Genomic DNA, 22,866 nt, shown 5'->3' with positions numbered 1-22,866 from the left:
GACACGATGATTGATCCGGTTAACGCGGGAGTGACGTTTGTGGTTCACAGCGAACCTGAGTCACAACACTGCACCGTCCGCGTCACTGCATGCGTCAAAGCGTGGATGTCACCCTGAATGCCACACTTGATCGCATCGCTGTCCCTAAGCTTTTTCTTCAGCCGTAACTGTTTGCGTGAAACCGAAGGGGGGTGGGCCGAAATACCTTGTTTTCTGCGGTGATTTAGTGCGGATACCCGCCTGTTTCATGGGTCTTTGCAAACTGTGACCTAAGGTTTTTTAGCGTTCCCTAGCTCGCTAAGCGGGGGGCGTGTCAATGTTTTTATAAATCTCGCGGGGGGCAAGCTGTGAGTTCGTATCTGCGATTTGGCATCGTCAAATCAAATCAAGATCGCTGCATATTGAATTCGAACCTATGGGTCGGAGCGATCTGCATCCCATTGTTGCTAGCCACGCATGTGAGTGCTGCGGATACCCCCCTGTCTTCTCGTTCTGTTGATTCACTCGCGAGTTGCTGCGGCGATGGTGGTTGTTCAGCGGTCGCCATCGCTGCAGGCAGCGAACGGGAATTTCACGCCGAAGGCGTTACTACCTTTTTCTCGAAATTGGTGGACACCACCGATTTTCCAGCGCGTTGGTACTGCGGCACATGGTCATCCGATGTGGGGTGGTTACATATCGTTTCCGATGTCGCGATTTTCGGCGCCTACTTTGCCATCCCGCTCGTATTGATGGGATTCTTGCTTCACCGTCGCGACTTACCCTTTCCCCGAGTGATTTGGTTGTTTGCGGCGTTTATTCTTTCTTGTGGAATCACGCATCTGATCGAAGCAGGAATCTTTTGGTGGCCGGTCTATCGGTTGTCAGGATTGATGAAAGCTTGCTCGGCGGTGATCTCTTGGGCAACCGTCATCATGCTCGTTCGTGTGACGCCGGCTGCTTTAAGAATTCCCTCGGCCGCACTGCTTACTAAACAGTTGCAGCAGGGAAAAGAGCGTCTCAGTTTAGCCCTGGAAGCAGGGCGTGTCGGAGTTTGGGAATGGGAACTGAATACCAACACCTTCACATGGGACAGTACCACTCGCCAGATATTGGGGATTGATCCCCATGTCGTCATCGATTTTGAGTTATTTGCTGCGGCACTTCATCCCGACGATCGCGAACGGGTGACGAAACTTGTCGACGAGAGTATTCGAACCGGATGTCGCTACGACACCCAATATCGCGTGCTGCATCCCGATGGGACCACTCATTATGTACGCGCCAAGGGAAAGGTTGTTTTTGGTGCCAACGCAAAGCCGGATCGTTTTATCGGCGTTTGTCTCGACTTTACACAACAGCAACTTCAGGATGACGCTGTTTGGGAGAGTCAGAACAATTTTCAAAGCACATTCGAGCAGGTTGCGATGGGCATCGCCCATGTCTCTCCGATCGGTAAATGGCTACGTGTGAATAAAGGGCTTTGTGAGATCCTGGGATACAGCGCCGAGGAATTGCTGCAGTCCACGTTTCAAGATCTCACGCACCCGGATGACCTCAATACCGACTTGGACAGCGTCCAGTTTCTACTCGATGGACGGATTGATTCCTATTCAATGGAAAAACGCTATCTCCGCAAAGACGGGAGTCAGGTTTGGGGAAAATTGACGGTGTCGTTAGTGCGTGACGTGACCGGCAACCCCAAACACTTTATTGCGGTGGTCGAGGATATTCAGCAACGAAAGGACGCTGACGCAAAACTACGTGAATACACATCGCAAATTCGCAAGCTCTCGCTGGTGGCGAGCAAAACGAAACATTCGGTCGTGATTTGTGACGCCGAAGGACGAATTGAGTGGGTCAACGATGCATTTACACATCTGACCGGATACACGACTCGCGAAGTGCTGGGGGAATACCCTAACGACCTGTTGGCAGGCCCCGAGACCGATGCCAATACGATTCGCTTGATCACCGAATCAGTGCAACGCGCTGAAAGCGTTGCGGTGGAAATTCTGAACTACAACAAGTCGGGTGAGAAATATTGGATTGATTTGAAGATCGATCCCGTCTTTGACGACCAAGGCGAATTGACTCAGTTTATTGGAACGCAAGTCAATGTCACGGAGCGAAAGAATGCCGAAATCGCCATGCGGCAGCAGCAAAAACGTTTCGAGCGATTCTTGCGATCGGACATTGTCGGTATTGCCATGATTCGTTTGAGTGGCGAAGTCGTTCAAGCCAATGATGAAATGCTCCGCATCGTCGATTTCACTCGTGCTGAATTTGAAAAGGAGGTATTGGATTGGCGAGAAATGACCCCCGATGAATACTTGCCGATTGACGAACAGGCGATGACGGAACTGCTGGCGACAGGCGCTGTCAAACCCTACGAGAAAGAGTTGTTTCGTCAAGACGGAACGCGTGTGCCGATTGTGATTGGTGCCACCCATCTTGATGACGAAGACGACCTGACACTCTGTTTCGTGTTGGATGCCACCTCGCAAAAGGAAGCCCAAGAAAAATTGCAATCCGCAAGACGCATTGCGGAAAAAGCCAACTTGGCCAAAAGTGAGTTTCTTGCCTCGATGAGTCATGAGCTACGCACCCCGTTAAACGGAGTGATTGGAATGACCGAGTTGCTTTCCGAAACAGGACTTGATGCTCGGCAGAAACGGTTTGTCGGCGCTTGCCAATCGAGCGGCAAAGCGTTGATGACGCTAATTAATGACATCTTGGATTTTTCAAAAATCGAGGCAGGACATCTTGATATGGACGAACATCGATTCGATCTACTGGAACTGCTCGACGATGTCATGACCTCGATGCCCGTTCGACTGGAAGGCAAGCAGATCGAATTGCTTTACCATCTCGATCACCCTTCGACCTTGACGTTGTTGGGCGACAGCAATCGTCTACGCCAAGTTCTGATCAATCTGATTGGTAACGCGATCAAATTCACCGAGAAAGGTGAAGTCACGCTGCTTGCCGTGCCACAACGGTTGACCGAAAGTGAGGCGACCATCCGGTTTTCGATTACGGATACCGGGATCGGAATTCCAAAGGACCGCGTCCATCGCTTGTTTCAAGCATTCTCGCAAATGGACAGTTCGACCAGTCGCCAATATGGCGGTACGGGTCTGGGACTTTCGATCAGCAAAGGGCTTGTCGAATTGATGGGCGGAAGCATTGGGGTTCAAAGCGAAGAAGAGGTTGGATCGGAGTTTTGGTTTACCCTGACATTCAAACGAATTCATGTCGTGAATTCTCGCGAACGGATTACCGCGGAACGAGTGACCAACGAGCAAATTCATGATTTGCAAGTGCTTGTGGTCGAAGATAACGACGAGTGTCGGCGTACGCTCCAAAGCATGTTGCAGGGTTGGCAGATCAAGGTCCAGTGCGTTGAAAACGCAGACGATGCCGTGCAGTTGTTAACGAAATCACGCGCGAAGGGGGCACCGTTTGATATCTGTTTGATCAACAAGACTTTGCCTGGCCAGGATGGGATCGAATTGGGGCGGCGATTACGCGAGGATTTGGCCTTTGATGATCTGTTGCTGTTCTTGATGGCTCCGATGGATGCCGATTTTCCCCAATCCAGCGTCGTGTTTGACCATTTTCTGACGAAGCCGGTAGGACAATCGTTGTTGCTCGATACGATCGTTGATTCCTGCTGCAAAAAGCCTCGGGGCGTACCACCGGTGACGTCGGATGAAACTTTCGATCACGATGGTTTCACCACCGACGTCCGGATTTTGGTGGCCGAAGACAATCTGACCAACCAACTGTATGTCGAAGAAATCTTGATGCGTGAAGGATGGCACTGTGACATCGTCAAAAACGGAAGCGAAGCGATCAAGGCCGTCGCAGCCGAGGATTACGACCTGATCCTAATGGACTGCCAAATGCCCGAGGTGGATGGTTATGAAGCCACTCGCCAGATTCGAAAACAGGAATCCGAAGGACGGTTGAAAGGACATCGACCCATTTTGGCGCTGACCGCCAATGCGATCAAAGGTGATCGCGAGCTTTGTTTGGATGCGGGCATGGATGATTATATGCCCAAACCGTTTAACCCTAGCCATCTCGTCACAATGGTTCGGGCATTTTTGAACGGGGATCAGAGAGAGTCCATAAATCCCGGCGGCGTCCAGGCGGATTCGACGGTGACGTGTCGGTCCGATTTGCCGCCGATTGATTTCGATTCGCTCTACAACCGGTGTATGGGCGATGCCAGCTTTGCGGCGTCGCTACTCGATTCCTTTGCCGAAGATGGTCGTGATCGAATGAACCAGATTGTTCGATTGACCGATCACGGTGACACAGCGGGAGTTTCCAAAGTGGCTCACTCGCTCAAAGGCATCGCTGGCATTGTCGCCGCGCAGGACATCCAGTGCCTTTCCGCCCGCATCGAATCCGCGGGAAAGTCGGGAGAAATAGAGGTGCTGCATCGCTTGGTGGATGATCTGAAGAATGTGGTGGACGAATGCCTCAGCTACGTCCCCATCGTAAAAAAGAGGACCACGCTATGGACCGAGCATTAAGCGATTTCCTCGTACTTTTAATCTGAAAATTCTATAGCAAATCAAACGTAACAGGGGCAATTACGTGAGTGAGCAAAAAGCGAAGCGTTTAGCTATTGTCGTCGATGATGAAGCGATCGCTCGAAAAATGATGATGTTTGCTCTTCAGCATGAAGGGTTTCAGTGCGATCAGGCAAGTGATGGGCACGAGGCGATGCAGTTGATCGCAAGCGGCGATTACGATCTCGTCGTCACCGATTTGGCGATGCCGCACAAAAACGGACATGCACTGACGGTTGAACTGTTGAAACTCGAAAACCGTCCGACCATTGCTATTCATACTTCGGTGATCGAGCCGCGTATCGTCAAAGATTTAATGAATCGAGGGGTGGATGATATTGTCTATAAACCCACCAATTACGCAGCGTTTGCTGCCAAGATGGTCGCGATGGTACAGAGGCGAATCAGCCGTCGTGATGCAAAAGAGATGTTGACACAAGAGAAAGCGTCTACGAGGGCAGATTCAAAACAGTGGGGCGCATCTGATTTGGACGGCCTTAAAATCAAATCTTCCTCTCCTTCAGCTCCGGTGAAACCGATGACTGCTCGGTCGGTCAATGCACTGGGGGTCGAATCGCTGCCGTTTTCCGCGGATGTGATCGAAGCGTGTCGACTCGCATGTAACCCCAATTCGGAAATCGGTGACATTGCGGCCGCGATAGGCCGCGAGCCGAATTTAAGTGCCGAACTAACTCGCTTGGGAAACAGCAGCTTCTATAACCGGTCGGGATCGAATCTGCGATTGGAAGAGATTGTCGTACGCATCGGGCGACGTCATGTGGGGGAATTAGCGTTGGCGTTAAACGCCAGTTCATCGATTCGTGATATGGCGGTGACTTCGATGAATGTACCACTCGCTTGGCAACGAAGTCTTGCTGCCCGCGCGGCTGCAAAAATTCTGATCTCGTTAAAAAAGAACTCCAGTGCCAATGCAGGGATATTGCTCAGTGCTGCGATGCATTCACTCGGCCGGATGGTGCTGGCGAAGGCCTTTCCCGATGATATGGCGGCTTTGATCGATCACGCCAATGTTTCCGGCGAAGCCTTAGCGACGTTAGAACATCGGACGCTTGCGGTGACGCAGTCCGAGTCGCTGGCGAGATTGTTGAATCAATGCCAGATTCCCAAGGACATTATCGGTCCACTGCAATTTATCGACATGTCCTACCGACAGCTCGAGTCGCTCGATCCGGCGGATCGTGAAGGGGCGGAACTCGTAAAAGTCGCCGTCTTGATGGGATGGCTTGCCGTGGGCAAATGGGAATCTTGGGATCTTATCGAGATTCCGCCCGTTAGTGTTCTGCAACAATATTGTGGCGGATCGGTTGCTGGAATCGTTACCCGAACACGCGATGCATTGTCAGAGATGATGGCTGAATTCGGTGATCCCGACGGCTTGTTCGATGCATCTGACGCACGAAATCCCTGCTGCTATCACTGCGTGGGGGAAAGTGACTTTGATATCGTGCAGTTGCTGTTGCCGGCGATGGGGTTCATGCCATCCGCATCCGCGGCACCCGAAAGTGCAATGATGGTGGTGAATGCTTTGGACGTGACGAGACGTCAACTCTCGAAACATGTCTCTACGCTCGAAACCCGCCGTGGCTTGGTTTTGGCTCGCAGCGGTCAGGCGGTTCGTGTACAGCCGAATCGTACGGTCCACACGTTGCCCTGCAGTTTTGCAAGCTTAGCGGAGGCGATTCCACACCCTTCGATATCCGTGTCGAAAATGTTGTCTTAAGACGTGCCGATGCGTCCCGCGCGGCGCAGGAACGGACACCCGAGGTGTCCGCTATGGCTCACTGAAACGTGCCAGTTCGCACGCTTCGGGGCGGTCCAGATCAACGCCGAAGCGACTCGGACGCATCCGAGCGAGCGCGGCGTTTCGCGACGTAGGTTGGCACTCTAGTTGCTTGCTAAATGGAGCCAAGTCAAGTTAAGGAGATCGCCGATGCATAAGGTGCTGCTCGCTGTAGATGGTTCGAGCATTTCAGACGAAGCCGCCCGCTGGGTTTCGACGTTGCCACACCGTAATCACTGGGATCTGACCATTCTAAGTGTGGTTCAGCGTCCGTTGGTGCACGATGATGATCCGCTACTGAATGTCTATGAGAAGGCGTGTGATCAAGACCGCAAGGATGCCGTAGCCCATTATGACAAAATTTCGACGCTCTTCGATGGCACGAGTGTCTCGGTTCGTCATCGAATCGAATCAGGATCTCCGAACGAAACGATTGTCGACACCGCGAAGGCGATGGCGGCGGATTTGATTGTCGTCGGTGCCAAAGGACGTTCACAAATCAGTCGCATGTTGTTGGGCAGTGTAAGTGATCACGTTGCAACGCATGCTCACTGCAGCGTTTTAGTGGTGCGGAGTGCGGGGCGACATGAATACGAGGAAGGGTTTCGAGTTTGCTTGGCGTTTGGCGTGGATGCTCCGGCGCAAGCCGCGCTGCGCGAGATGACCGAGATTGCATGGCGCAGCGATACGGTTTTTCATGTGTTGTCGATCGCTTCGTACTTGCATGACTTCTTTGGGGTGTTGCCAGAAGATTCTCAGATTGTTCGGCAGTACCACGAGAATTTGAGTCAAGCCCATGATCAACTGCTCACCGTCTCGTCCCAAACGCAAACTCACCTAATCGAGAATGAACATGTCGGTGAAGGCATCGTGACATTTGCGGAACGGAATGCGATTGACATGGTGGTCGTGGGCGAAAAGTCACGTAGCGGGGTGAGTCGCTTTTTGCTGGGCAGCACCTCGCGTTATGTCTTGCGTCATGCGGAATGTAGTGTCTGGATTGCTCGCAACCATCAAGTGCGGGAAGACGAGCCTCTGCTAGAAAAGTCTCCGACGATATTAGCGTAAACGACGGTCACGATTCAACTTCGACCGGAGCGGTCTTTATGAAGCGTTTCAAGCGAATCTTGTGTTACATCGGAACGGATTCTAACGAAGCGGCTCTTTCCAGAGCGGTGAGTTTGGCGATCCGTAACGAAGCATCGTTAACGATCATGGACGTGATCAAGCCCATCCCCAAAGGGATTGTCATGGTCGGCGACGCGACCGATTCGGAGGAACTACAAAACATCATGGTCAATGACCATGAACACGCGTTATTGGCGAGGTTGGCGGAATATGCCGACACGGCCGTGCCGATTGAATTGGTGGTAGCCACCGGCGATCCTGCGACCGAAATTATCCGCCAAGTGATTTTGGCAGATATCGACTTGGTGATCAAAAACGCCGACGGTCTTTCGGCTCCCGGGGGTGCGTTTGGAAGTGTCGCACGGTCGTTGCTGCGGATGTGTCCGTGTCCAGTATGGCTCCTTAAACCTGAAATACATGGGCAATTTGATCGCGTCCTGGCTGCGGTTGATTTAGATGCCGACGACGATATCCATCAGCAACTCAATCGCAATATTCTCGAACTCGCTTTGTCGATCGCACGAGCCGAGCAAGCTCAATTGCATCTTGTCGCCGCTTGGGGCTTGTGGATGGAAGGTCCATTGCGAAAGCGAATGGGCGACGAAACCATCGATCAAATGGTGGAACTTCAGCAGGTCAAGGTGCGTCGTGCGCTCGATGAATTGCTGCCAGCCGGATCGTCGGACAATAATCGCATTCAAATCCATTTGCATCGCGGCGATCCGTCCGAAGTCATTCGCAGTGTAGCCGATACGATCGAAGCCGATTTGATGGTGATGGGAACGGTGTGTCGTACCGGAGTATCGGGAGCCTTAGTCGGTAGTACGGCGGATTCTATCTTTTCCGAACTCAGCTGTTCGATGCTTGCCATCAAACCTTCGGGATTCGTTTCGCCGGTCCAGGTAGCTGCCCGTGTTTGAAAACGCTTGCACCCCTGCCGCACGCGACGGTCGTGGGCGGGGCCCTCTAATCAGCTTTCTCTTCCTCTAATCATTCTCTTCCCTCTGTTTATCCTTTCCCTGTTTATCAATCGAGTGCTTCCATGAGTATTGATCTATCGACCCACTATGGCGGGCTTATGTTACGGACTCCGATTGTCGTGGGGGCATGCCCGTTGTTGACCGATGATCACATGCGGGCGAGGCTGCAAACGGCGGGGGCCGGCGCCATCGTGTTACCCTCCGTTTTTGAAGAACAGGTGATCGAATGGACTCAGAAAATGGGACGTCCGATCACCTACCGTGAAAAAGCGTTACTCGCACGCAGCGAGCGGTTGCGAATCCGGTCTGCTTGCAGAGATGCAGAGAGTTATTTGGCGTTGCTGAAACGAGCAAGTTCGCAGTTGGACATACCTGTGATCGCCAGTATGAACGGTTACGCGGCTAACGGTTGGCTCGACTACGCGGGCGAATTGCAAGAAGCGGATGCGGCGGCCATCGAATTGAACGTTCATCACCCACCTTTGAATGAGCACGCTGGATCAGGTGAAATCGAAGAGTCGATTGTCGCCGCCATCGAAGAGATTGATCAAGCAATTTCGATCCCGTTGTTTATCAAGATCGAGCGTGTTGGCGTCAGCTTGCCTCACCTTGCTCGACGCGTCTGTTCGGGGGCAAGTGGTTTCGTATTGTACGGCCGCGGGCCCGATACCGATATCTGTCTCGACAGTTTGAAGCTGAAATCGACTTGGAGTCTGACCTCGCCGGGATCCGCAATCCAATTGATCGATCCGATCATGCGAGTCCATTCTCATTGCCCCGCGATGTCGATTGCCGCGAGTGGTGGAGTCGCCAGCAGCGAGGATGTGATCAAGGTACTATTGGCGGGAGCCGATGTTGCGATGGTGACAAGTGAGTTGTATCGGTCAGGACCCGATGTGATTGGGAAACTACTGGACGGGCTGGCTGAGTTTCTAAAACAGCATCAATTCGATTCGCTCACGGATCTTCAGATGCGTCGACCGATCGAATTCGCTCACGAGGAAGAACGTGTTCACTACGTCGCTGCGCTCTCGGCAAGACTCAATATCGTCCCTCCGGTCGGTGACTAATGTCCGCATTTGATCGCATCGTTCATTGCAGTGCTGTGTCGGTGTTCTCCGATTGAGGTTCGCGAATCGCGGCGACTTCTGCGGTCAAATCAATGCCCACCGGGCACCACGTGATGCATCGTCCGCAGCCCGTGCAGCCGGTCGTGTCAAATTGATCTTGCCAAGTCGCAAGCTTGTGCGTCAGCCATTGCCGATAACGGCTGCGAACGTCGTTGCGAACCGTGCCGCCGGCGGTGTAGCTGAAGTCGAGATTGAAACACGAATCCCATTGGCGGACGCGTGTCACATCGCTCTGGTCCAAGTCGCTGACTTCGTTGACGGTTGAGCAAAAACAAGTCGGGCAAACCATGGTGCAGTTGGCGCATGACAAACAACGGCGGGAAACTTCATCCCAGTGCGAGTGTTCCAGGTTGTCGAGTAGATCGTCATGAAGGTTCGTGGTGTCGAGTCGTTTCGTGATCGCTTGCTTCGCATTTTCTAGCTCGGCAGCGGCAAGTTTTCTTTGCGCTGCGTCCGCCGTGTTCAGTCCGAGTTCGGCAACGATATTTTCGCCCCTTTCACTTCCCGTTTCGACACAGTACCCCGCTTCAGTTTCGGTAAGGGCGATGTCGAATCCGCTCGTGCAGTCTGGGCCACTGTTCATCGAGGTGCAAAAGCATGTCGCAGCAGCAGTGGAACATTGCACCGCGATGATCAGTGCCGATTCGCGTCGCCGCAAATAAATCGGATCCACGAACTCTCCACGCAGAAACACACGGTCCTGGATTTCAATCGCCCTCAGATCGCAACCCCGTACGCCGAACAACGCGACACTCTCGGGATCCTCGACCTTATCGGTAAATTGCCAGCCGTCAGCAGTCAGCTTCGCACCGCTGAGTTCTTGGCGAGCGGGGTAAAGGAATTTTTTCCACGAATCGGGACTCGCGTTAAAATAGAATTGCCGCTGGTGATGCGTGTTTTGAATCTGGTAGGTGGCGGGCGATTGGGTGTCGGTCCATCCCGTGGGCAACTGGTCGACTTGGGTCAGGGTGTCGTAAATTATTGCACCGTTTCGCACCGTGGGACCGACCACTCGGTATCCCCGGCGATGCAATGCATCGATCAGTTGTTGTAACTCGCCTCGCGGCAACCACCACATTTCGCGTTGGGCGGGCTGGTTCATTCCGAAGTACCTTGCGGTTGGTAGAACAAGTCGAGTAGTTGCAGGCGAGTCGCCACCAATCGTTTTGAAAGTGATTTGGCGATCGTGTACATCACCTTGTAACCAATGTCGTGGTTTTGTTCGCAAAGCTGTGAAAGCGCGGCCGCATCAAATGAAATCAAAGTTGTTTCGAGCGTGGCCATTGCCGTGGCGGTCATCCGTTGATCGCCCAGCACGGCGGACCATCCCAACAAATCGCCAGGGCCAGCTGTTAACATCGCCTTTGCGCCGGCTCGCGTTCCTGACATCTCCAACCGCACTCGGCCCTCTTTGATCCAGTAGATCTTGGCGTGGACTTCGCCTTCACGAAAGAGCAACCGCTGAGCGGGGTACGTCTCCAGCGATGCTAGATCTGCCAACGGCTGAATTAAAAAAGGCGAGCCTCCGCTGTCGAGTCCGATCGTGTCGAGGTGTTTCTGGCTCATCGAATAAAGGCCCCGTGAGTCGGCGATTCGCGAAATGGAACTCAACAAGTTGGGGCAACGCAAAGCGAATGCCAAGTCAGGTCGCTAAGGGCAAGCGAAGGCTAAAATGCAAACGTTCAAGATCTCGCCACTGTACAATAGAGCTATTACTCGCCGACAAGGCGGATCGGTAGATCGGCTCATTCAATCGGTTCATTCCGTTGGCTCGGGGATTCTCGATTCCAGACCGATGCGATGAGTGTGCACTTCGTCACAACGTCGTGCCAGATCGTCATGCCCAAACCGTCTTGCCAAAGAAATCATCGCGGCGGCAACGAACCTCGTTGGATCGTCCGATAGGTGTCGCAGAGCACTCATCCGCGAGTCGCTTTTGCTGTGATGGTACGGGCTTTGCCTAATGGTTTGCTTAATGACTTTTCGCTGTACTGTGGCCCGCTCTTACAGACGCACTCCGTTGAATTCCCTTTAACTAAGGAACATGCGATGACCAAATTCGCAAATTGTGACGAAGCGGTGAGCGATTGGATGTCAAAATCGATCTCGTCCGTTAAACGTGATTCGACGGTCCGCGACGTTTTAGAGTTGATGAAAACCGGAAACTTTTCTTCGATCCCTGTGGTCGATGCTGCTGGAAACGTTGTCGGGATCGTCACTCGTAGTGACCTTGCTGGCGTGGTCCTTTCGACCGATCAATTACTCGACAGCGACTACCCGCATTTCGAAGACTGCTTGTGGGCCGTCGAGTTGATCCAGCGACGATTTGGCACCGATAAAGTCACCGAGGTGATGAGTGAAAATGTGGCGTCGGTACAACCGGAAACCACCATGTACGATGCGGCCAAACAAATGGTCGACGACGGTTTCCACCACTTGGCGGTGACCAAGGACAAAAAATTGCTGGGGATGTTATCCGCTAGCGACTTTGTCCGCTTGGTCGCCAACGGCAGTGGAAGCGGCAACGCTCGTCCGTGAAATCAACACACTGCAATGAGCATGTCTTAGCACGTGACGTGAATTGCTGCCCAGAAACAGTCGCTGGATTAACGTTTCACGCTGATCGCCGGTAATGATCAAATCGCACTTTTGCTGTTCCGCATATTCCACGATGCCGTGTCCGATATGATTCGACTCGAGCGTTTTCGAGTGAGTCGTGAAGCCATGTGATTGCAATTGCGTCTTGATCTTTTCGATCGTTTCGATGGCGATGGGTTGCAGATCTTGGCGATACTTCGATGCTTGATGGAACAATTCTTGGTCATAAAAATGTAGGATTTGCTCGACATAGACCAAGTGAATTTCGGTCGTCGTCGAAAAACCTAATCGGCTAATCCATGTCGCTAAATCGACGTCGCTATCCGCATTGCTAATCGCGAGCAAAATACGTGACGGCGCCGGCGAGGCGATGTTGGGATCGGGTTTTTGATTCCCCTGTGGCCGAACGACCAGCGTCGAACAGTCGGCGTGCGTTGCCACGTAGTCCGACACGCTGCCCAACAACACGCGGGCGAGTGCGGAATGACCAGTGGCTCCCATTAACACCAAATCGACACGTTTCTCATTCGCCAAGCGAACGATTTCATGCCCCGGCGGACCGATCGGCGATAGCGTTTCGATCGAGCGGAATTCGCTGCGAGCAAACGCGGCCATCTCGTTCAACGATTCCCGGATTGCCTCGATTTCCCGTTGCATCACACTGGCCGCATCCATGGCAAACATCGTACCGCTGAGATCGTACTCGGGGACTCGGGGCGATACCGTCACGAGCGTCAAATCGACTTCGTCATGACAAGGCATCCGCTTCAAACAATCCAATGCGTAGCTGGAATAAGCGGATCGGTCCACTGCCGCTAAAACTCGCATCGAATCTTCTCCCCGGTTTGAAAAGGAATTAGTTGTGGATCGTGGAACCCTTGCGGGATGCGTTGGCACATAACGTGCATTTTGGTTGGATTCAAACAAACCTTTTGCTCAATCCGACGGAGCCTGTCCGATGCGCCGCATTAAATGGAAAGACACACCGCACGAAAAAATTTTCTGGAGTGTCGTGATCGCGGTCGCGCTTCTCTCGATTCTTGTGTTCGCGACACGCGTTGCGGGAATCTAGTTCAATATCGATTCGCTCTCGGAAGGTTCCGTTTCGTCGGCACCCGTGGGGTGTGTATAACGCTCGAGCAAACGATACAGTTTGCGGCGGTGGATACCCAGCTTTCTTGCCGTCCGCGCCTTGTTTCCTTTCTCTTTGGATAGCACCTCCAGCACATGGGTTTTAACCAAATCATCGACTTTCACGTCCGGTGACCCGACAACAAAATGAGTGTGCCCCGATCCGTTGGTGTCACCACCGTGTTCGTCATAGGCGCCTTGTTGCAGACCTGTGGGGTGCGTGATTTCACTGGGTAGATCATCAAGCGTGATCTCATGGTGGTCGGCCAGGATCGTGGCTCGTTCGATCACATTAATCAGTTGACGCACATTGCCGGGCCATGAATAGTGAAGCAAGACATCGCGAGCATCCGAGTCGATCGACCATCCGTGCGGTAATAAGTGGTCGACCAACAGCCCCACGTCCCCTTCGCGTTGGCGTAGCGGTGGTAGGGTGAGTGACAGCACGTTGATACGGTAGAACAGATCTTCACGAAACGAACCCTCTTTCACCGCTTGCGTTAGATCGCGATTGGTCGCAGCAATCAGCCGAACTTTGACCTTTCGTTCGCGATGGGATCCAATGCGTCGCAGCGATCCATCTTCGAGAACACGCAGTAGTTTGGGTTGCAACGACAGTGGCAATTCGCCGACTTCGTCAATGAATAACGTGCCCCCGTCAGCGATTTCAAAGAGTCCGAGTTTCTCGGATGAGGCGCCGGTAAACGAGCCTTTTTGATGGCCAAACAGTTCGCTCTCGACAAGATTCTCTGGCAAGGCTGCACAGTTGATGGTAACAAACGGTTTGTCCGCGAGTAGGCTGCGCTCTTGAATCGAACGTGCAACCACCTCTTTGCCCGTGCCGCTCTCGCCTTCGATCAATACCGGCTTTCCCGTTGGTGCAACTTTTTCAACCATTCGCACCACTTCTCGCATCGCAGCCGATTCGCCAACCAAGGTCTGTTTAGGCGTCGAACGTGACACGAGTTCTTTGAGCTGGATATTCTCTTTGCGAAGATGGTTGCGATCACGGGCGAGCAGACAACGGTGCTCCAGATCGCCAAGCGAGCAAGGTTTCGTTAAATAATCACAGGCCCCCAGTTTCATCGCCGAAACCGCTGTCTCGATGCTGCCGTGACCCGTTAGAAAGACCACCTCGAGATTAATTTTCGCTTCGCAAATTCGCTGCATCAACTCCAGACCGTTCATCCCTGGCATGTCGATATCTAAAACCGCGACGTCAAACGTGTCTCGCTCGAGCAACATCATCGCCTGGGCCCCGCTGGCGGCCTCTTGAACGATGTGCCCCTTTCGCTCCATGTACTTCATACAACTACGGCGATAATCATCTTCGTCATCGACCAATAGCAGCTTGATTGGTGGGTGCGACATCATCTGATACCCAAGAGAATGCGGTGAAACGAGCGGGAAGCGGAAATCCATCGCTGTCATTCATGCGAACATTGTTCCAATTGCTGTTTCACGAAGAAAACCGCATCTCGAACCAACAGAGTGTGCGAATCGTCGCGCAATTGTCGTGCGTTATGTCGCGCTTTGGCTTTTTCGGGAAGAGGCCCCTTGGAAAGCCGTCAAGAAAATCGATGCCGAATACGGCTAGGCGGCATGCTCAGCGGCCGCGATCGTCATCTGGATCACCGCGCCCCCATCGTCATGATTAAATGCCTCGATTTCGCCGTGATGAGCTTCGACGATACGTCGACAAATCGCTAGCCCCAACCCTGTTCCATGCTGTTTCGTCGTGTAGAAGGGTTCAAAAACGAGGGGTAACGATTCAGGGGCGAACCCATGACCGTGATCGTGGATGGTCACTTGGACCGCGTCGTTGTCGTGTCGTCGAAGCCGTTCACAGTGGACATCGATTTCTGCGACATCGTGGCACGCATCGAGTGCGTTTTCGATCAGGTGATGACAAACGAGTTTCATTTTTTCACGATCGAGATAGATCACATCGGATTGTTCGGTGTCACGCGAGAATCGCAGGCGATGGCGAAAGTCGTCATGCTGGACCGCGATTTCGTCAAACGCAACCTGGCAAAGGTGGAGCAGTCGAACGCGTTGCGAGTTCAGCCGGATCGGTTCGGCGTAGCGACGGACCTCTTCGTAGTTTCCCATCAGATCGGCGAGCGAATCGCGGATGCCTTGGGACAGATTCATTTGCTCGGGATCGTTTTGCAGGTCGAGTTCGAGCAGGTCCAAGCATGCCATCGCACGTTGCAGCGCATTGCGGCTCTCATGAGCCAATCCACTCGCCATTTGAGCGATTGCCGCGAGTCGTTCGGATTGCAGCAAGTCAGCAGGCACCGATGTCTTGTCAGCCTGGACAAAGTGCGCGAGAAAAGGGGAATCGTTGGAACCGGTGATTTGTTGGAGTGTTAATTTCACGGGTAGATCCTGATTATTCTTGCGTTTGACAAGGACCGGTTGTTCATGGTGCTGCGTTTCATGCTCGGATTGTGCCACATAGCGCGCCGGGCGTGCTCGAGACAGGCAATATGTCGCATCATCGAAAAGGGTATTCGCAGACTGTCCCACCAATGCATGATCGGGGTACCCCAGCAATTGCGTCAGTTTTTCGTTTGCGAAAAGCACCGTTCCGTCGCAATCGATCACAGCAGCAGCGACAGGTGTTGTCTGTAATAGCCGACGAACCAGCGGTGCGTCGGTCAGCAGCTGGGATATGGTTTTCGTCATCAATTGCTCTCGCCTCGTAAGTGGACAGCCGTATTCACCAGCAACCGTGATGCCGAGTTGCGATGCCAGGGCAAAGTTCTTTCGGCAAATCTCCCCTTGAGACATCGTCTGATTCGCGTTGAGCAGATTGCAGAACGTTAAATCGGAGCCTGCGTCGTCAGCGAGATCTGCATCAAAAGAGGTCGAAATCACCCGGAGACCCCAAAAGTGACAATTTTCTTTGCCTCTCCCTTGGCATGGGGGGGAAAGGCTAGACCCTTGCCGCGGCGATTCGGTATGATTGTGCCAAAGGCAATGACAGCGTGTCGGCCTCCTTTTCGCTATTGCTTGATCGTCGTTTGATGGACCATCCGTTTCGAATCCTCATCATCGAGGACAATCCTGATACGCGGGCCAATTTGCGTGACATTCTTGAGCTCGACGGGCACGAGGTGGTGGTGGCGGCTTCGTTCAGTGAATCCAAGGAGATTGCCAAGACGGCCAAGATTGGGTTGGTGATCACCGACCGACGTTTGCCGGAGGGAATGATCGAAGAGTTTCTGCCCGAGGTGAAAGAAAACTCGGCAGACGCCGACATCATCGTGGTCACCGGTTTCGGCGACATGCATAGCACCATCGCGGCGCTGCGTTTGGGAGTGACCGACTATGTGATCAAACCGATCATCCCCGATGACATCCGCTCGATCGTCAAGCGAATTGCGGAAAAAAAACTCCTCCAGGCAGAATTAGCCGAAGAGCATTATTTCACCAACGAGGTGCTCAAGACCGTCGAAGCGATCGTGTTGGTGCTTGATCTTGATGGTCATGTGATTCGCTTTAACCCCTTTTTTCACCAGCTGACCGGCTGGACGCAGGACGAGTTGAAGGGGCGGGATTGGTTCGAACGCTGTATCCCTGAACACGAGCGAGTTCGCGTCAAAGAGGTCTTTATTGCCACGTCACATCACGAACACACCCGTGGCGTGGTGAACGATGTCTCGGGCAAAGATGGGCGACGTCACCGCATTCGTTGGTCCAATACGACACTGAAAGACGGCGATGGAGAGGCCGAGGCTGTCTTAGCGGTCGGGGTGGACGTCAGTGATCTGGTCGAAGCTCAATCACGCGCCCTGCAGTCGGAGCGACTTGCCGCGATCGGGCAAACGATGACGGCACTGAGTCACGAAAGTCGCAATGCGTTGCAGCGAATCAAAGCCGCATCCGACGTGCTTTCGTTGGAAGTGGCTGGAAATAAAAACGCCGAAGACGACCTGCACGCCATTCAACGCGCGAGCAGCGATTTGCAATGTTTGCTCGAAGAGGTACGTTCCTTTGCAGCACCCATTCAGGTGCATCATCACACCACCTCGCTAGGTCATGTTTGGCAACGTGCCTGGGGCGACATCGCCGCGACTCGCAAAGGTCGGGACGCCGAGTTGATCGCGTCGTGTGATTCCGAGAATTTGGAGGTCGAGATCGATACGGTCCGCATGGAACAGGTGTTTCGTAACTTGTTCGAAAACTCGCTCGCCGCCTGTTCGGATCCCGTGCGAATCCAGATCGATTTCTGTAGCGAGGACGACGAGGTCGAAGTCAAAATCACTGACAACGGTCCCGGTTTTAACGTTGAACAAGAGCAAAAGTTGTTCGAGCCGTTCTACACAACCAAGCGAACGGGGACGGGACTGGGGATGTCCATTTGCCAACGCATTGTCGAAGCTCATGGGGGGACGATTCTGGTGGAGCCCTGTTCTTCAGGGGCATGTGTGGTGATTCGTATGCCACGTCGTGCCTGCAATGACATGTCACACCCTTCTCAACTCGCTTCGCTTGAATAAGCATGCGGCACTCCGTCGCCGCTGCGCAGAGACGTGTGGCTGCGAACTTCCCTTTTTGCTCTGCGTTGAGCCTTGCTGCGCAATTGCTTGATTCTCGACGATAAACGATGTCAGGTTTTCACCCATGCACAACCAAGACCAAGTCCTTCTCGCTGCGTTGTTGAGGACTGCTGTGGATGCGATCATCGTGATCAATGATCGGGGGATCATGCAGTCGGTCAATCCCGCTACCACCAAATTGTTCGGCTATAGCGAAGACGAAATGGTGGGGGAAAACGTGAAATTGCTAATGCCAACGCCGTATCGTGAAGAGCATGACGGCTATCTTCGTAGCTATCACGAAACAGGACGAGCCAAGATCATTGGCATTGGCCGCGAAGTCACGGGCAAACGGAAAGATGAAACCACCTTCCCGATGCACTTAGCCGTCAGTGAGGTGCCACTGGGCGATAAAAAATTGTTTGCCGGGATCGTTCGCGATATCAGTGACTTGAAAAATGCGCAGCAACAACTGAGCGAAATCAATGATCAACTCGAACAACGCGTCCGCGAACGGACCAGCGAATTGCACGCGACGCAAGCGGAATTGTTAAAGGCCGGAAAATTAGCCACGCTCGGTCAGGTCGCAGGAGGAATCGCCCACGAAATTCGTAATCCGCTTAATGCCGTGCGTACGTCAGCCTATTATCTTCGCAACGCCAAAAAACTGACTCCTGAAAAGACAAGCGAGCATCTTGAACGTATCGATCGCCAAGTTTTGTTGATCGAAAAAGTCATTAAGGCACTTTCCGATTTTGTCCGGCTGCCCGAACCAAGGCTGAGCAAATGCAATGTCAGCGAATTGATTAACGACATTATCTCGGAAGTCTCGATTGCAGATAACGTGCGTATGCAAAACGACGTCGCATCGGATCTGCCTACCGCGATGGTGGATCCCAATCAGATTTCGATCGTGTTCCACAATCTGATACGCAATGCCAGCGACGCGATGCCCCAAGGAGGCACGATCACTCTTGCATCCAATGTGATTGAAAGCCAGATAATCATTGAAGTGATTGATACCGGAGTTGGGATCGGAGACGAACATATTCGACGGATCACCGAGCCCTTGTATTCCACCAAGGCGCAAGGCATGGGGTTAGGCTTGGCCGTCTCAGCGGCGATTCTTGATAAAAATCATGGGCACATGGAAGTCGAGAGCCAACTTGGGGTGGGGACGACCTTTGCCGTTCACTTGCCCCGGCATTTTCGCTCCTAAATGCTCCTGGCTGCACACTTGTGATGAGCACGACAGCACGCCTGAGCCAATCGTTCAGGCCAATCTGATGAGATCGATATCTTAAGTCGGTTTGGCATCACAGATGCAGTAACGTGGTTGCCAACCGTGGCACCGACTCGATTGACATCCGCCCGATCCGACGAGTCAACGCATCGAAACAAATCGATTAAAGGACGACGGATGAGCGAACCGGGGTCTGACGACGTGTCTGCGATCAAGCAGCAAGCCAAGGCTGTCACTCAGGCTCCGGTTCCGGAAAACCGTGGAAATCCATGGCAGGTCGATGCGGCGGTGGTGACTGAAATTCGTGACGAGACGCCCGGCGTGGCGACGTTTCAGTTCGCTTGGGTGGACAAAAACGTGACTTCGCGAGTCGCAGCGCAGCCAGGCCAATTTAACATGCTGTATATGCCGGGTCTCGGTGAGGTGGCAATCTCGGTCAGCGACTCGCAAATCCGAGCGGACCAAGTCGTGCACACCATACGCGAGGTTGGCAATGTGACCGGCGCGATGTTTCGCTTGGCGGTGGGCGATACGATCGGAGTCCGAGGCCCGTTTGGATCCGCTTGGCCGCTGGACCACTGTGTCGGTCACGATGTCGTGCTGGTTTGTGGAGGCATTGGACTCGCCCCGATGCGAACGTTGGTGAATGAGCTGATTCGTTGCCGAGATCAATATGGAGAATTGAATTTATTGATCGGAGCACGCACCCCGTTGGACTTGCTGTACCAAAGCGAATATCCGCAGTGGAATTCACGAGGGATCAACGTGCACACCACCGTGGACCGTGCCACCGCGACATGGAGCGGCAACATCGGCGTTGTGATTCTGTTGCTCGAGCGTTTAAAGTTGCGTGATCCGGCGCAAACCTTGCTCATGACATGTGGCCCCGAGGTGATGATGAAGTACACAATTCAAACTGCCATCTCGCGAGGTTTGACGTATGACCATATCTGGTTATCGCTCGAACGCAATATGAACTGTGCCGTGGGCACCTGCGGCCATTGTCAATTCGGACCTCATTTTCTGTGCAAAGACGGACCGGTACTGCGATTTGATCAGGTGCAGGCATTGATGGAGGTGACTGATCTATGAGCCACTTGCCTAGCACCGAGAAGAAACGTTTGGGAGTGTTCAAGTTTGCCTCGTGTGACGGATGCCAACTTTCACTGCTAAGCTGCGAAGACGAATTGCTCGCGTTGGCCGAGAAGGTCGAGATTGCTCATTTTTTAGAGGCGAGTAGTTCTACGCTGCCGGGGCCTTTTGACTTGGCACTCGTCGAAGGTTCGATTTCGACAAGCGAAGATATCGAGCGGATTCGCGAAATTCGTCGTCAATCGCGATCGTTGGTGACGATCGGTGCGTGTGCTACGTCGGGTGGGATTCAGTCGCTGCGAAATTGGGCCGACCACGACGAATACCTTGGCTATGTTTATCCGCATCCCGAGTGCATCGATTCGCTCGCCACCAGCACAGCGATCAGCGATCATGTTAAGGTCGAATTTGAATTGCGTGGTTGTCCGGTCGATAAATATCAACTGCTCGAGGTGGTGATGGCGTTCATCCACGGTCGCCGCCCCCACATCCCCTCGCACAGTGTTTGTTTGGAGTGCAAACGCCGCGGCACGATTTGTATCGCGGTGACCGAAGGCAAACCATGCCTCGGCCCGATCACGCAAGCAGGTTGTGGAGCGATTTGCCCTGCGTACCACCGAGCATGTTATGGATGTTTCGGTCCCTGTGCTCAAGCCAATCCGGAATCCTTGTCCGAGCATTATCTTGCTGAGGGGACAACGCCACTGCAGATGATTCATCAGTTGCGAAACGTGAACGCAGCGTCAAGGTTGTTTCAAATCGAGAGTAATCGGATTGAAGCGAAACCCTCATCGGCGAGTGCCCACGAATGAGCCGCGAACGCAAGATCATCGTCAATGCATTGACCCGCGTCGAAGGGGAAGGAGCATTGCATATTCGGCTCGATGGCGACGAAGTCGAAGAGGTGCGACTGTCGATTTATGAGCCACCTCGCTTTTTCGAAGCCTTGTTACGAGGGCGATCGATCGAGGAGGTGCCGGACATCACGGCGCGGATTTGTGGGATCTGTCCGGTCGCCTATCAAATGAGCTCGGTGCATGCCTTGGAATCGGCCTTGAACATCACGGTGACCCCTGAAATCAGGGCATTGCGGCGATTGTTGTACTGCGGCGAATGGATTGAAAGTCATGCATTGCACGTCTTCTTGCTCAGTGCACCCGACTTTTTCGGATGTGCCAGTGGGATCGAATTGGCCAAACAGTTTCCACAGCAAATCAACGATGGGCTGCGTGTCCGGAAAGTCGGTAATTCGCTTTTAGAAATCCTTGGTGGTCGAGCGATTCACCCGGTGAATGTTCGCGTCGGTGGTTTTCATCGGATGCCATCACGCGAAGAGTTAACCCTGTTGTTGTCCGAATTGGATTGGGCACTCGCAGCGGCGATCGAGTTAGCCGATTGGGTTGCGGCGTTCCCGTTTCCAATCTTCGACGCGGCCTGTGAACTGATCGCGATGCATCATCCCGAAGAATATTCGATGAACGAAGGCCGGATCGCCTCGACCCAATTTCCGACTTTAGATGTCGACGCATACGAGCAACATTTTTCCGAAGACCAGGTGGCTCATAGTACAGCGATGCAATCGACCCGGCGCGGTCAAACATCGCCCTATTTGTTAGGACCGCTGGCTCGTGTTGCACTGAATCGAGAGCAATTGTCGCCTCAGGCGTTCGCGTTAGCCGAGAAAATCTGTCCTGCATCGGTGACCCAAAATCGGTTCGCCTCGATTCTGGCACGCATGGTCGAAGTCGTTAGTTGTTTGGAGGAATCGATCGCGACGATCCAGCGTTACGAAACCGCCCGTCAAGCGTTTGTTCCCTACGTGGCTCAATCCGGTTTTGGATGTGCTGCCACCGAAGCTCCTCGTGGATTGCTCTATCACCATTATGAAATCAATGACGAAGGTCGGGTGTCCGGCGCGAAGATTGTGCCTCCGACATCACAGAATCAACGGCAGATCGAATTTGATTTGCGTAGGTATCTGCCTCAATTGATCCGCGAATCAGATCAGACGATTGCCAACGGATGCGAAAAGCTTATTCGTACCTATGATCCATGCATCAGTTGTTCTTCTCACTTTCTAACGGTCCATGTCGTACGCCACTAACCACAATCGCTTGCAGAGTACCGAACCGCGCCGCCAAGTGGTATTGGGGCTAGGCAGTTCCCATGGTGATGATCAATTTGGTTGGACCGTCATCGATGAACTGATGCAGGGGGGCGAGAATGACTCGCTTCGCAAAATCCGGAATCCCATCGACATCTTTGCATGCCTCGATGCGGACGCCGACATTCACATCGTCGATGCCGTGGTGGGATTGCCCGCTGACGTTTCGCTGTGGCGACTCGATTTTGCCAACCCTGATCATCGTGCTCAGATCCAGGCGATCCCGACCGATGGGACTCACAATCTTGATCTGTACGAGGTTTTGATGATTGCGGAATCACTCGGAAAGTCGACCGATCACGTCGTACTGTGGTTAGGACGAGCCGAGAAGGTCGAGCCCATCCAATCGATCAGCCCGATCACTCAAGTCGCTGTCGGTGTGTGCAGCACGGTGTTAAAGCAGCGGTTGCAACTGAGCTAGAAACCTTCCGTTATTGTGAACCGACGGCGCTTGCCCAAAGCCACCCGTTTAGTGCCATCGTAGGCG

The 22,866-nt window shown here is 53.2% G+C and carries 17 protein-coding genes; 12 read left to right on the top strand and 5 right to left on the bottom strand.

Annotated elements, in window-relative coordinates:
* Positions 1–401: 401 nt before the first annotated feature.
* The 5 genes from ABD971_RS20575 to ABD971_RS20555 all read left to right on the top strand — a co-directional run bounded on the left by ABD971_RS20575 (position 402) and on the right by ABD971_RS20555 (position 9,544).
* Entirely contained in the window at positions 402–4,526 is a 4,125-nt protein-coding gene (locus ABD971_RS20575) for a PAS domain S-box protein (protein ID WP_345325152.1), read from the top strand.
* Between the two features lie 64 nt (positions 4,527–4,590).
* The gene (locus tag ABD971_RS20570; protein WP_345325150.1) at positions 4,591–6,306 is read left to right on the top strand and encodes an HDOD domain-containing protein; all 1,716 of its coding nucleotides are present in this window, start codon (positions 4,591–4,593) and stop codon (positions 6,304–6,306) included.
* A gap of 210 nt (positions 6,307–6,516) precedes the next feature.
* The gene (locus tag ABD971_RS20565; RefSeq protein ID WP_345325148.1) at positions 6,517–7,434 is read left to right on the top strand and encodes a universal stress protein; all 918 of its coding nucleotides are present in this window, start codon (positions 6,517–6,519) and stop codon (positions 7,432–7,434) included.
* A gap of 38 nt (positions 7,435–7,472) precedes the next feature.
* Positions 7,473–8,414: a universal stress protein gene (locus ABD971_RS20560; RefSeq protein ID WP_345325146.1), complete on the top strand. Its 942-nt coding sequence runs from the start codon at positions 7,473–7,475 to the stop codon at positions 8,412–8,414.
* Between the two features lie 122 nt (positions 8,415–8,536).
* A complete protein-coding gene (locus ABD971_RS20555) occupies positions 8,537–9,544 on the top strand; it encodes a beta/alpha barrel domain-containing protein (protein WP_339942550.1) in 1,008 nt (335 codons plus the stop codon).
* Positions 9,545–9,566: 22 nt separating this feature from the next.
* Here ABD971_RS20555 and ABD971_RS20550 read toward each other — a convergent pair whose 3' ends face one another.
* Both ABD971_RS20550 and ABD971_RS20545 read right to left on the bottom strand, forming a co-directional pair.
* Positions 9,567–10,706, bottom strand: a complete 1,140-nt coding sequence (locus ABD971_RS20550; RefSeq protein WP_345325143.1) for a 4Fe-4S dicluster domain-containing protein — start codon at positions 10,704–10,706, stop codon at positions 9,567–9,569.
* Positions 10,703–11,170, bottom strand: a complete 468-nt coding sequence (locus tag ABD971_RS20545) for a cyclic nucleotide-binding domain-containing protein (protein ID WP_339942552.1) — start codon at positions 11,168–11,170, stop codon at positions 10,703–10,705. Before ABD971_RS20545 ends, ABD971_RS20550 begins: the two co-directional genes overlap by 4 nt.
* 483 nt (positions 11,171–11,653) lie before the next feature.
* Here ABD971_RS20545 and ABD971_RS20540 point away from each other — a divergent pair, with 483 nt between their 5' ends.
* Complete coding sequence (locus ABD971_RS20540; protein WP_339942553.1) at positions 11,654–12,142, top strand: CBS domain-containing protein; 489 nt, start codon at positions 11,654–11,656, stop codon at positions 12,140–12,142.
* Here ABD971_RS20540 and ABD971_RS20535 read toward each other — a convergent pair.
* The 3 genes from ABD971_RS20535 to ABD971_RS20525 form a co-directional block, all read right to left on the bottom strand.
* Positions 12,077–13,030 carry a universal stress protein gene (locus ABD971_RS20535; RefSeq protein ID WP_345325141.1) on the bottom strand — a complete coding sequence of 318 codons (954 nt, stop codon included), beginning with the start codon at positions 13,028–13,030 and terminating at the stop codon, positions 12,077–12,079. The genes ABD971_RS20540 and ABD971_RS20535 overlap by 66 nt on opposite strands.
* A 240-nt stretch (positions 13,031–13,270) precedes the next feature.
* Positions 13,271–14,704 carry a sigma-54-dependent transcriptional regulator gene (locus ABD971_RS20530; protein ID WP_345325139.1) on the bottom strand — a complete coding sequence of 478 codons (1,434 nt, stop codon included), beginning with the start codon at positions 14,702–14,704 and terminating at the stop codon, positions 13,271–13,273.
* A 222-nt stretch (positions 14,705–14,926) separates the two neighbouring features.
* Entirely contained in the window at positions 14,927–16,024 is a 1,098-nt protein-coding gene (locus tag ABD971_RS20525) for a sensor histidine kinase (RefSeq protein ID WP_345325137.1), read from the bottom strand.
* Between the two features lie 302 nt (positions 16,025–16,326).
* On the opposite strand from ABD971_RS20525, the gene ABD971_RS20520 reads away from it, so the two are divergent.
* From ABD971_RS20520 to ABD971_RS20495, 6 genes are all read left to right on the top strand, one after another.
* Complete coding sequence (locus ABD971_RS20520) at positions 16,327–17,841, top strand: ATP-binding protein (protein ID WP_339942557.1); 1,515 nt, start codon at positions 16,327–16,329, stop codon at positions 17,839–17,841.
* 124 nt (positions 17,842–17,965) lie between these two features.
* Positions 17,966–19,099, top strand: a complete 1,134-nt coding sequence (locus ABD971_RS20515; protein WP_339942558.1) for a two-component system sensor histidine kinase NtrB — start codon at positions 17,966–17,968, stop codon at positions 19,097–19,099.
* A 201-nt stretch (positions 19,100–19,300) separates the two neighbouring features.
* Positions 19,301–20,215: an FAD/NAD(P)-binding protein gene (locus ABD971_RS20510; RefSeq protein WP_345325134.1), complete on the top strand. Its 915-nt coding sequence runs from the start codon at positions 19,301–19,303 to the stop codon at positions 20,213–20,215.
* Positions 20,212–21,027, top strand: coding sequence for an NADH-quinone oxidoreductase subunit B family protein (locus tag ABD971_RS20505; RefSeq protein WP_345325132.1), 816 nt, complete (start codon positions 20,212–20,214; stop codon positions 21,025–21,027). The genes ABD971_RS20510 and ABD971_RS20505 overlap by 4 nt, the downstream gene beginning before the upstream one ends.
* Positions 21,024–22,319 carry a Ni/Fe hydrogenase subunit alpha gene (locus ABD971_RS20500; protein WP_345325130.1) on the top strand — a complete coding sequence of 432 codons (1,296 nt, stop codon included), beginning with the start codon at positions 21,024–21,026 and terminating at the stop codon, positions 22,317–22,319. The genes ABD971_RS20505 and ABD971_RS20500 overlap by 4 nt, the downstream gene beginning before the upstream one ends.
* Positions 22,303–22,800, top strand: a complete 498-nt coding sequence (locus ABD971_RS20495; protein ID WP_345325128.1) for a hypothetical protein — start codon at positions 22,303–22,305, stop codon at positions 22,798–22,800. The genes ABD971_RS20500 and ABD971_RS20495 overlap by 17 nt, the downstream gene beginning before the upstream one ends.
* Positions 22,801–22,866: the final 66 nt, after the last annotated feature.

The sequence above is a fragment of the Novipirellula rosea genome, from assembly GCF_039541335.1.
GTDB classification, from domain to species: Bacteria; Planctomycetota; Planctomycetia; order Pirellulales; family Pirellulaceae; genus Novipirellula; species Novipirellula rosea.
Note: the sequence above shows the minus strand (reverse complement) of the source record. Positions and strands in the feature narration are given on the sequence as shown.

Excerpts from the sequence above, each read along its gene's own strand:
- ABD971_RS20565 (WP_345325148.1), top strand. The coding sequence starts at position 6,517 with ATGCATAAGGTGCTGCTCGCTGTAGATGGTTCGAGCATTTCAGACGAA.
- ABD971_RS20560 (WP_345325146.1), top strand. The coding sequence starts at position 7,473 with ATGAAGCGTTTCAAGCGAATCTTGTGTTACATCGGAACGGATTCTAAC.
- ABD971_RS20555 (WP_339942550.1), top strand. The coding sequence starts at position 8,537 with ATGAGTATTGATCTATCGACCCACTATGGCGGGCTTATGTTACGGACT.
- ABD971_RS20550 (WP_345325143.1), bottom strand. The coding sequence starts at position 10,706 with ATGAACCAGCCCGCCCAACGCGAAATGTGGTGGTTGCCGCGAGGCGAG.
- ABD971_RS20545 (WP_339942552.1), bottom strand. The coding sequence starts at position 11,170 with ATGAGCCAGAAACACCTCGACACGATCGGACTCGACAGCGGAGGCTCG.
- ABD971_RS20540 (WP_339942553.1), top strand. The coding sequence starts at position 11,654 with ATGACCAAATTCGCAAATTGTGACGAAGCGGTGAGCGATTGGATGTCA.
- ABD971_RS20535 (WP_345325141.1), bottom strand. The coding sequence starts at position 13,030 with ATGCGAGTTTTAGCGGCAGTGGACCGATCCGCTTATTCCAGCTACGCA.
- ABD971_RS20530 (WP_345325139.1), bottom strand. The coding sequence starts at position 14,704 with ATGTCGCACCCACCAATCAAGCTGCTATTGGTCGATGACGAAGATGAT.
- ABD971_RS20525 (WP_345325137.1), bottom strand. The coding sequence starts at position 16,024 with ATGACGAAAACCATATCCCAGCTGCTGACCGACGCACCGCTGGTTCGT.
- ABD971_RS20515 (WP_339942558.1), top strand. The coding sequence starts at position 17,966 with ATGCACAACCAAGACCAAGTCCTTCTCGCTGCGTTGTTGAGGACTGCT.
- ABD971_RS20510 (WP_345325134.1), top strand. The coding sequence starts at position 19,301 with ATGAGCGAACCGGGGTCTGACGACGTGTCTGCGATCAAGCAGCAAGCC.
- ABD971_RS20505 (WP_345325132.1), top strand. The coding sequence starts at position 20,212 with ATGAGCCACTTGCCTAGCACCGAGAAGAAACGTTTGGGAGTGTTCAAG.
- ABD971_RS20500 (WP_345325130.1), top strand. The coding sequence starts at position 21,024 with ATGAGCCGCGAACGCAAGATCATCGTCAATGCATTGACCCGCGTCGAA.
- ABD971_RS20495 (WP_345325128.1), top strand. The coding sequence starts at position 22,303 with ATGTCGTACGCCACTAACCACAATCGCTTGCAGAGTACCGAACCGCGC.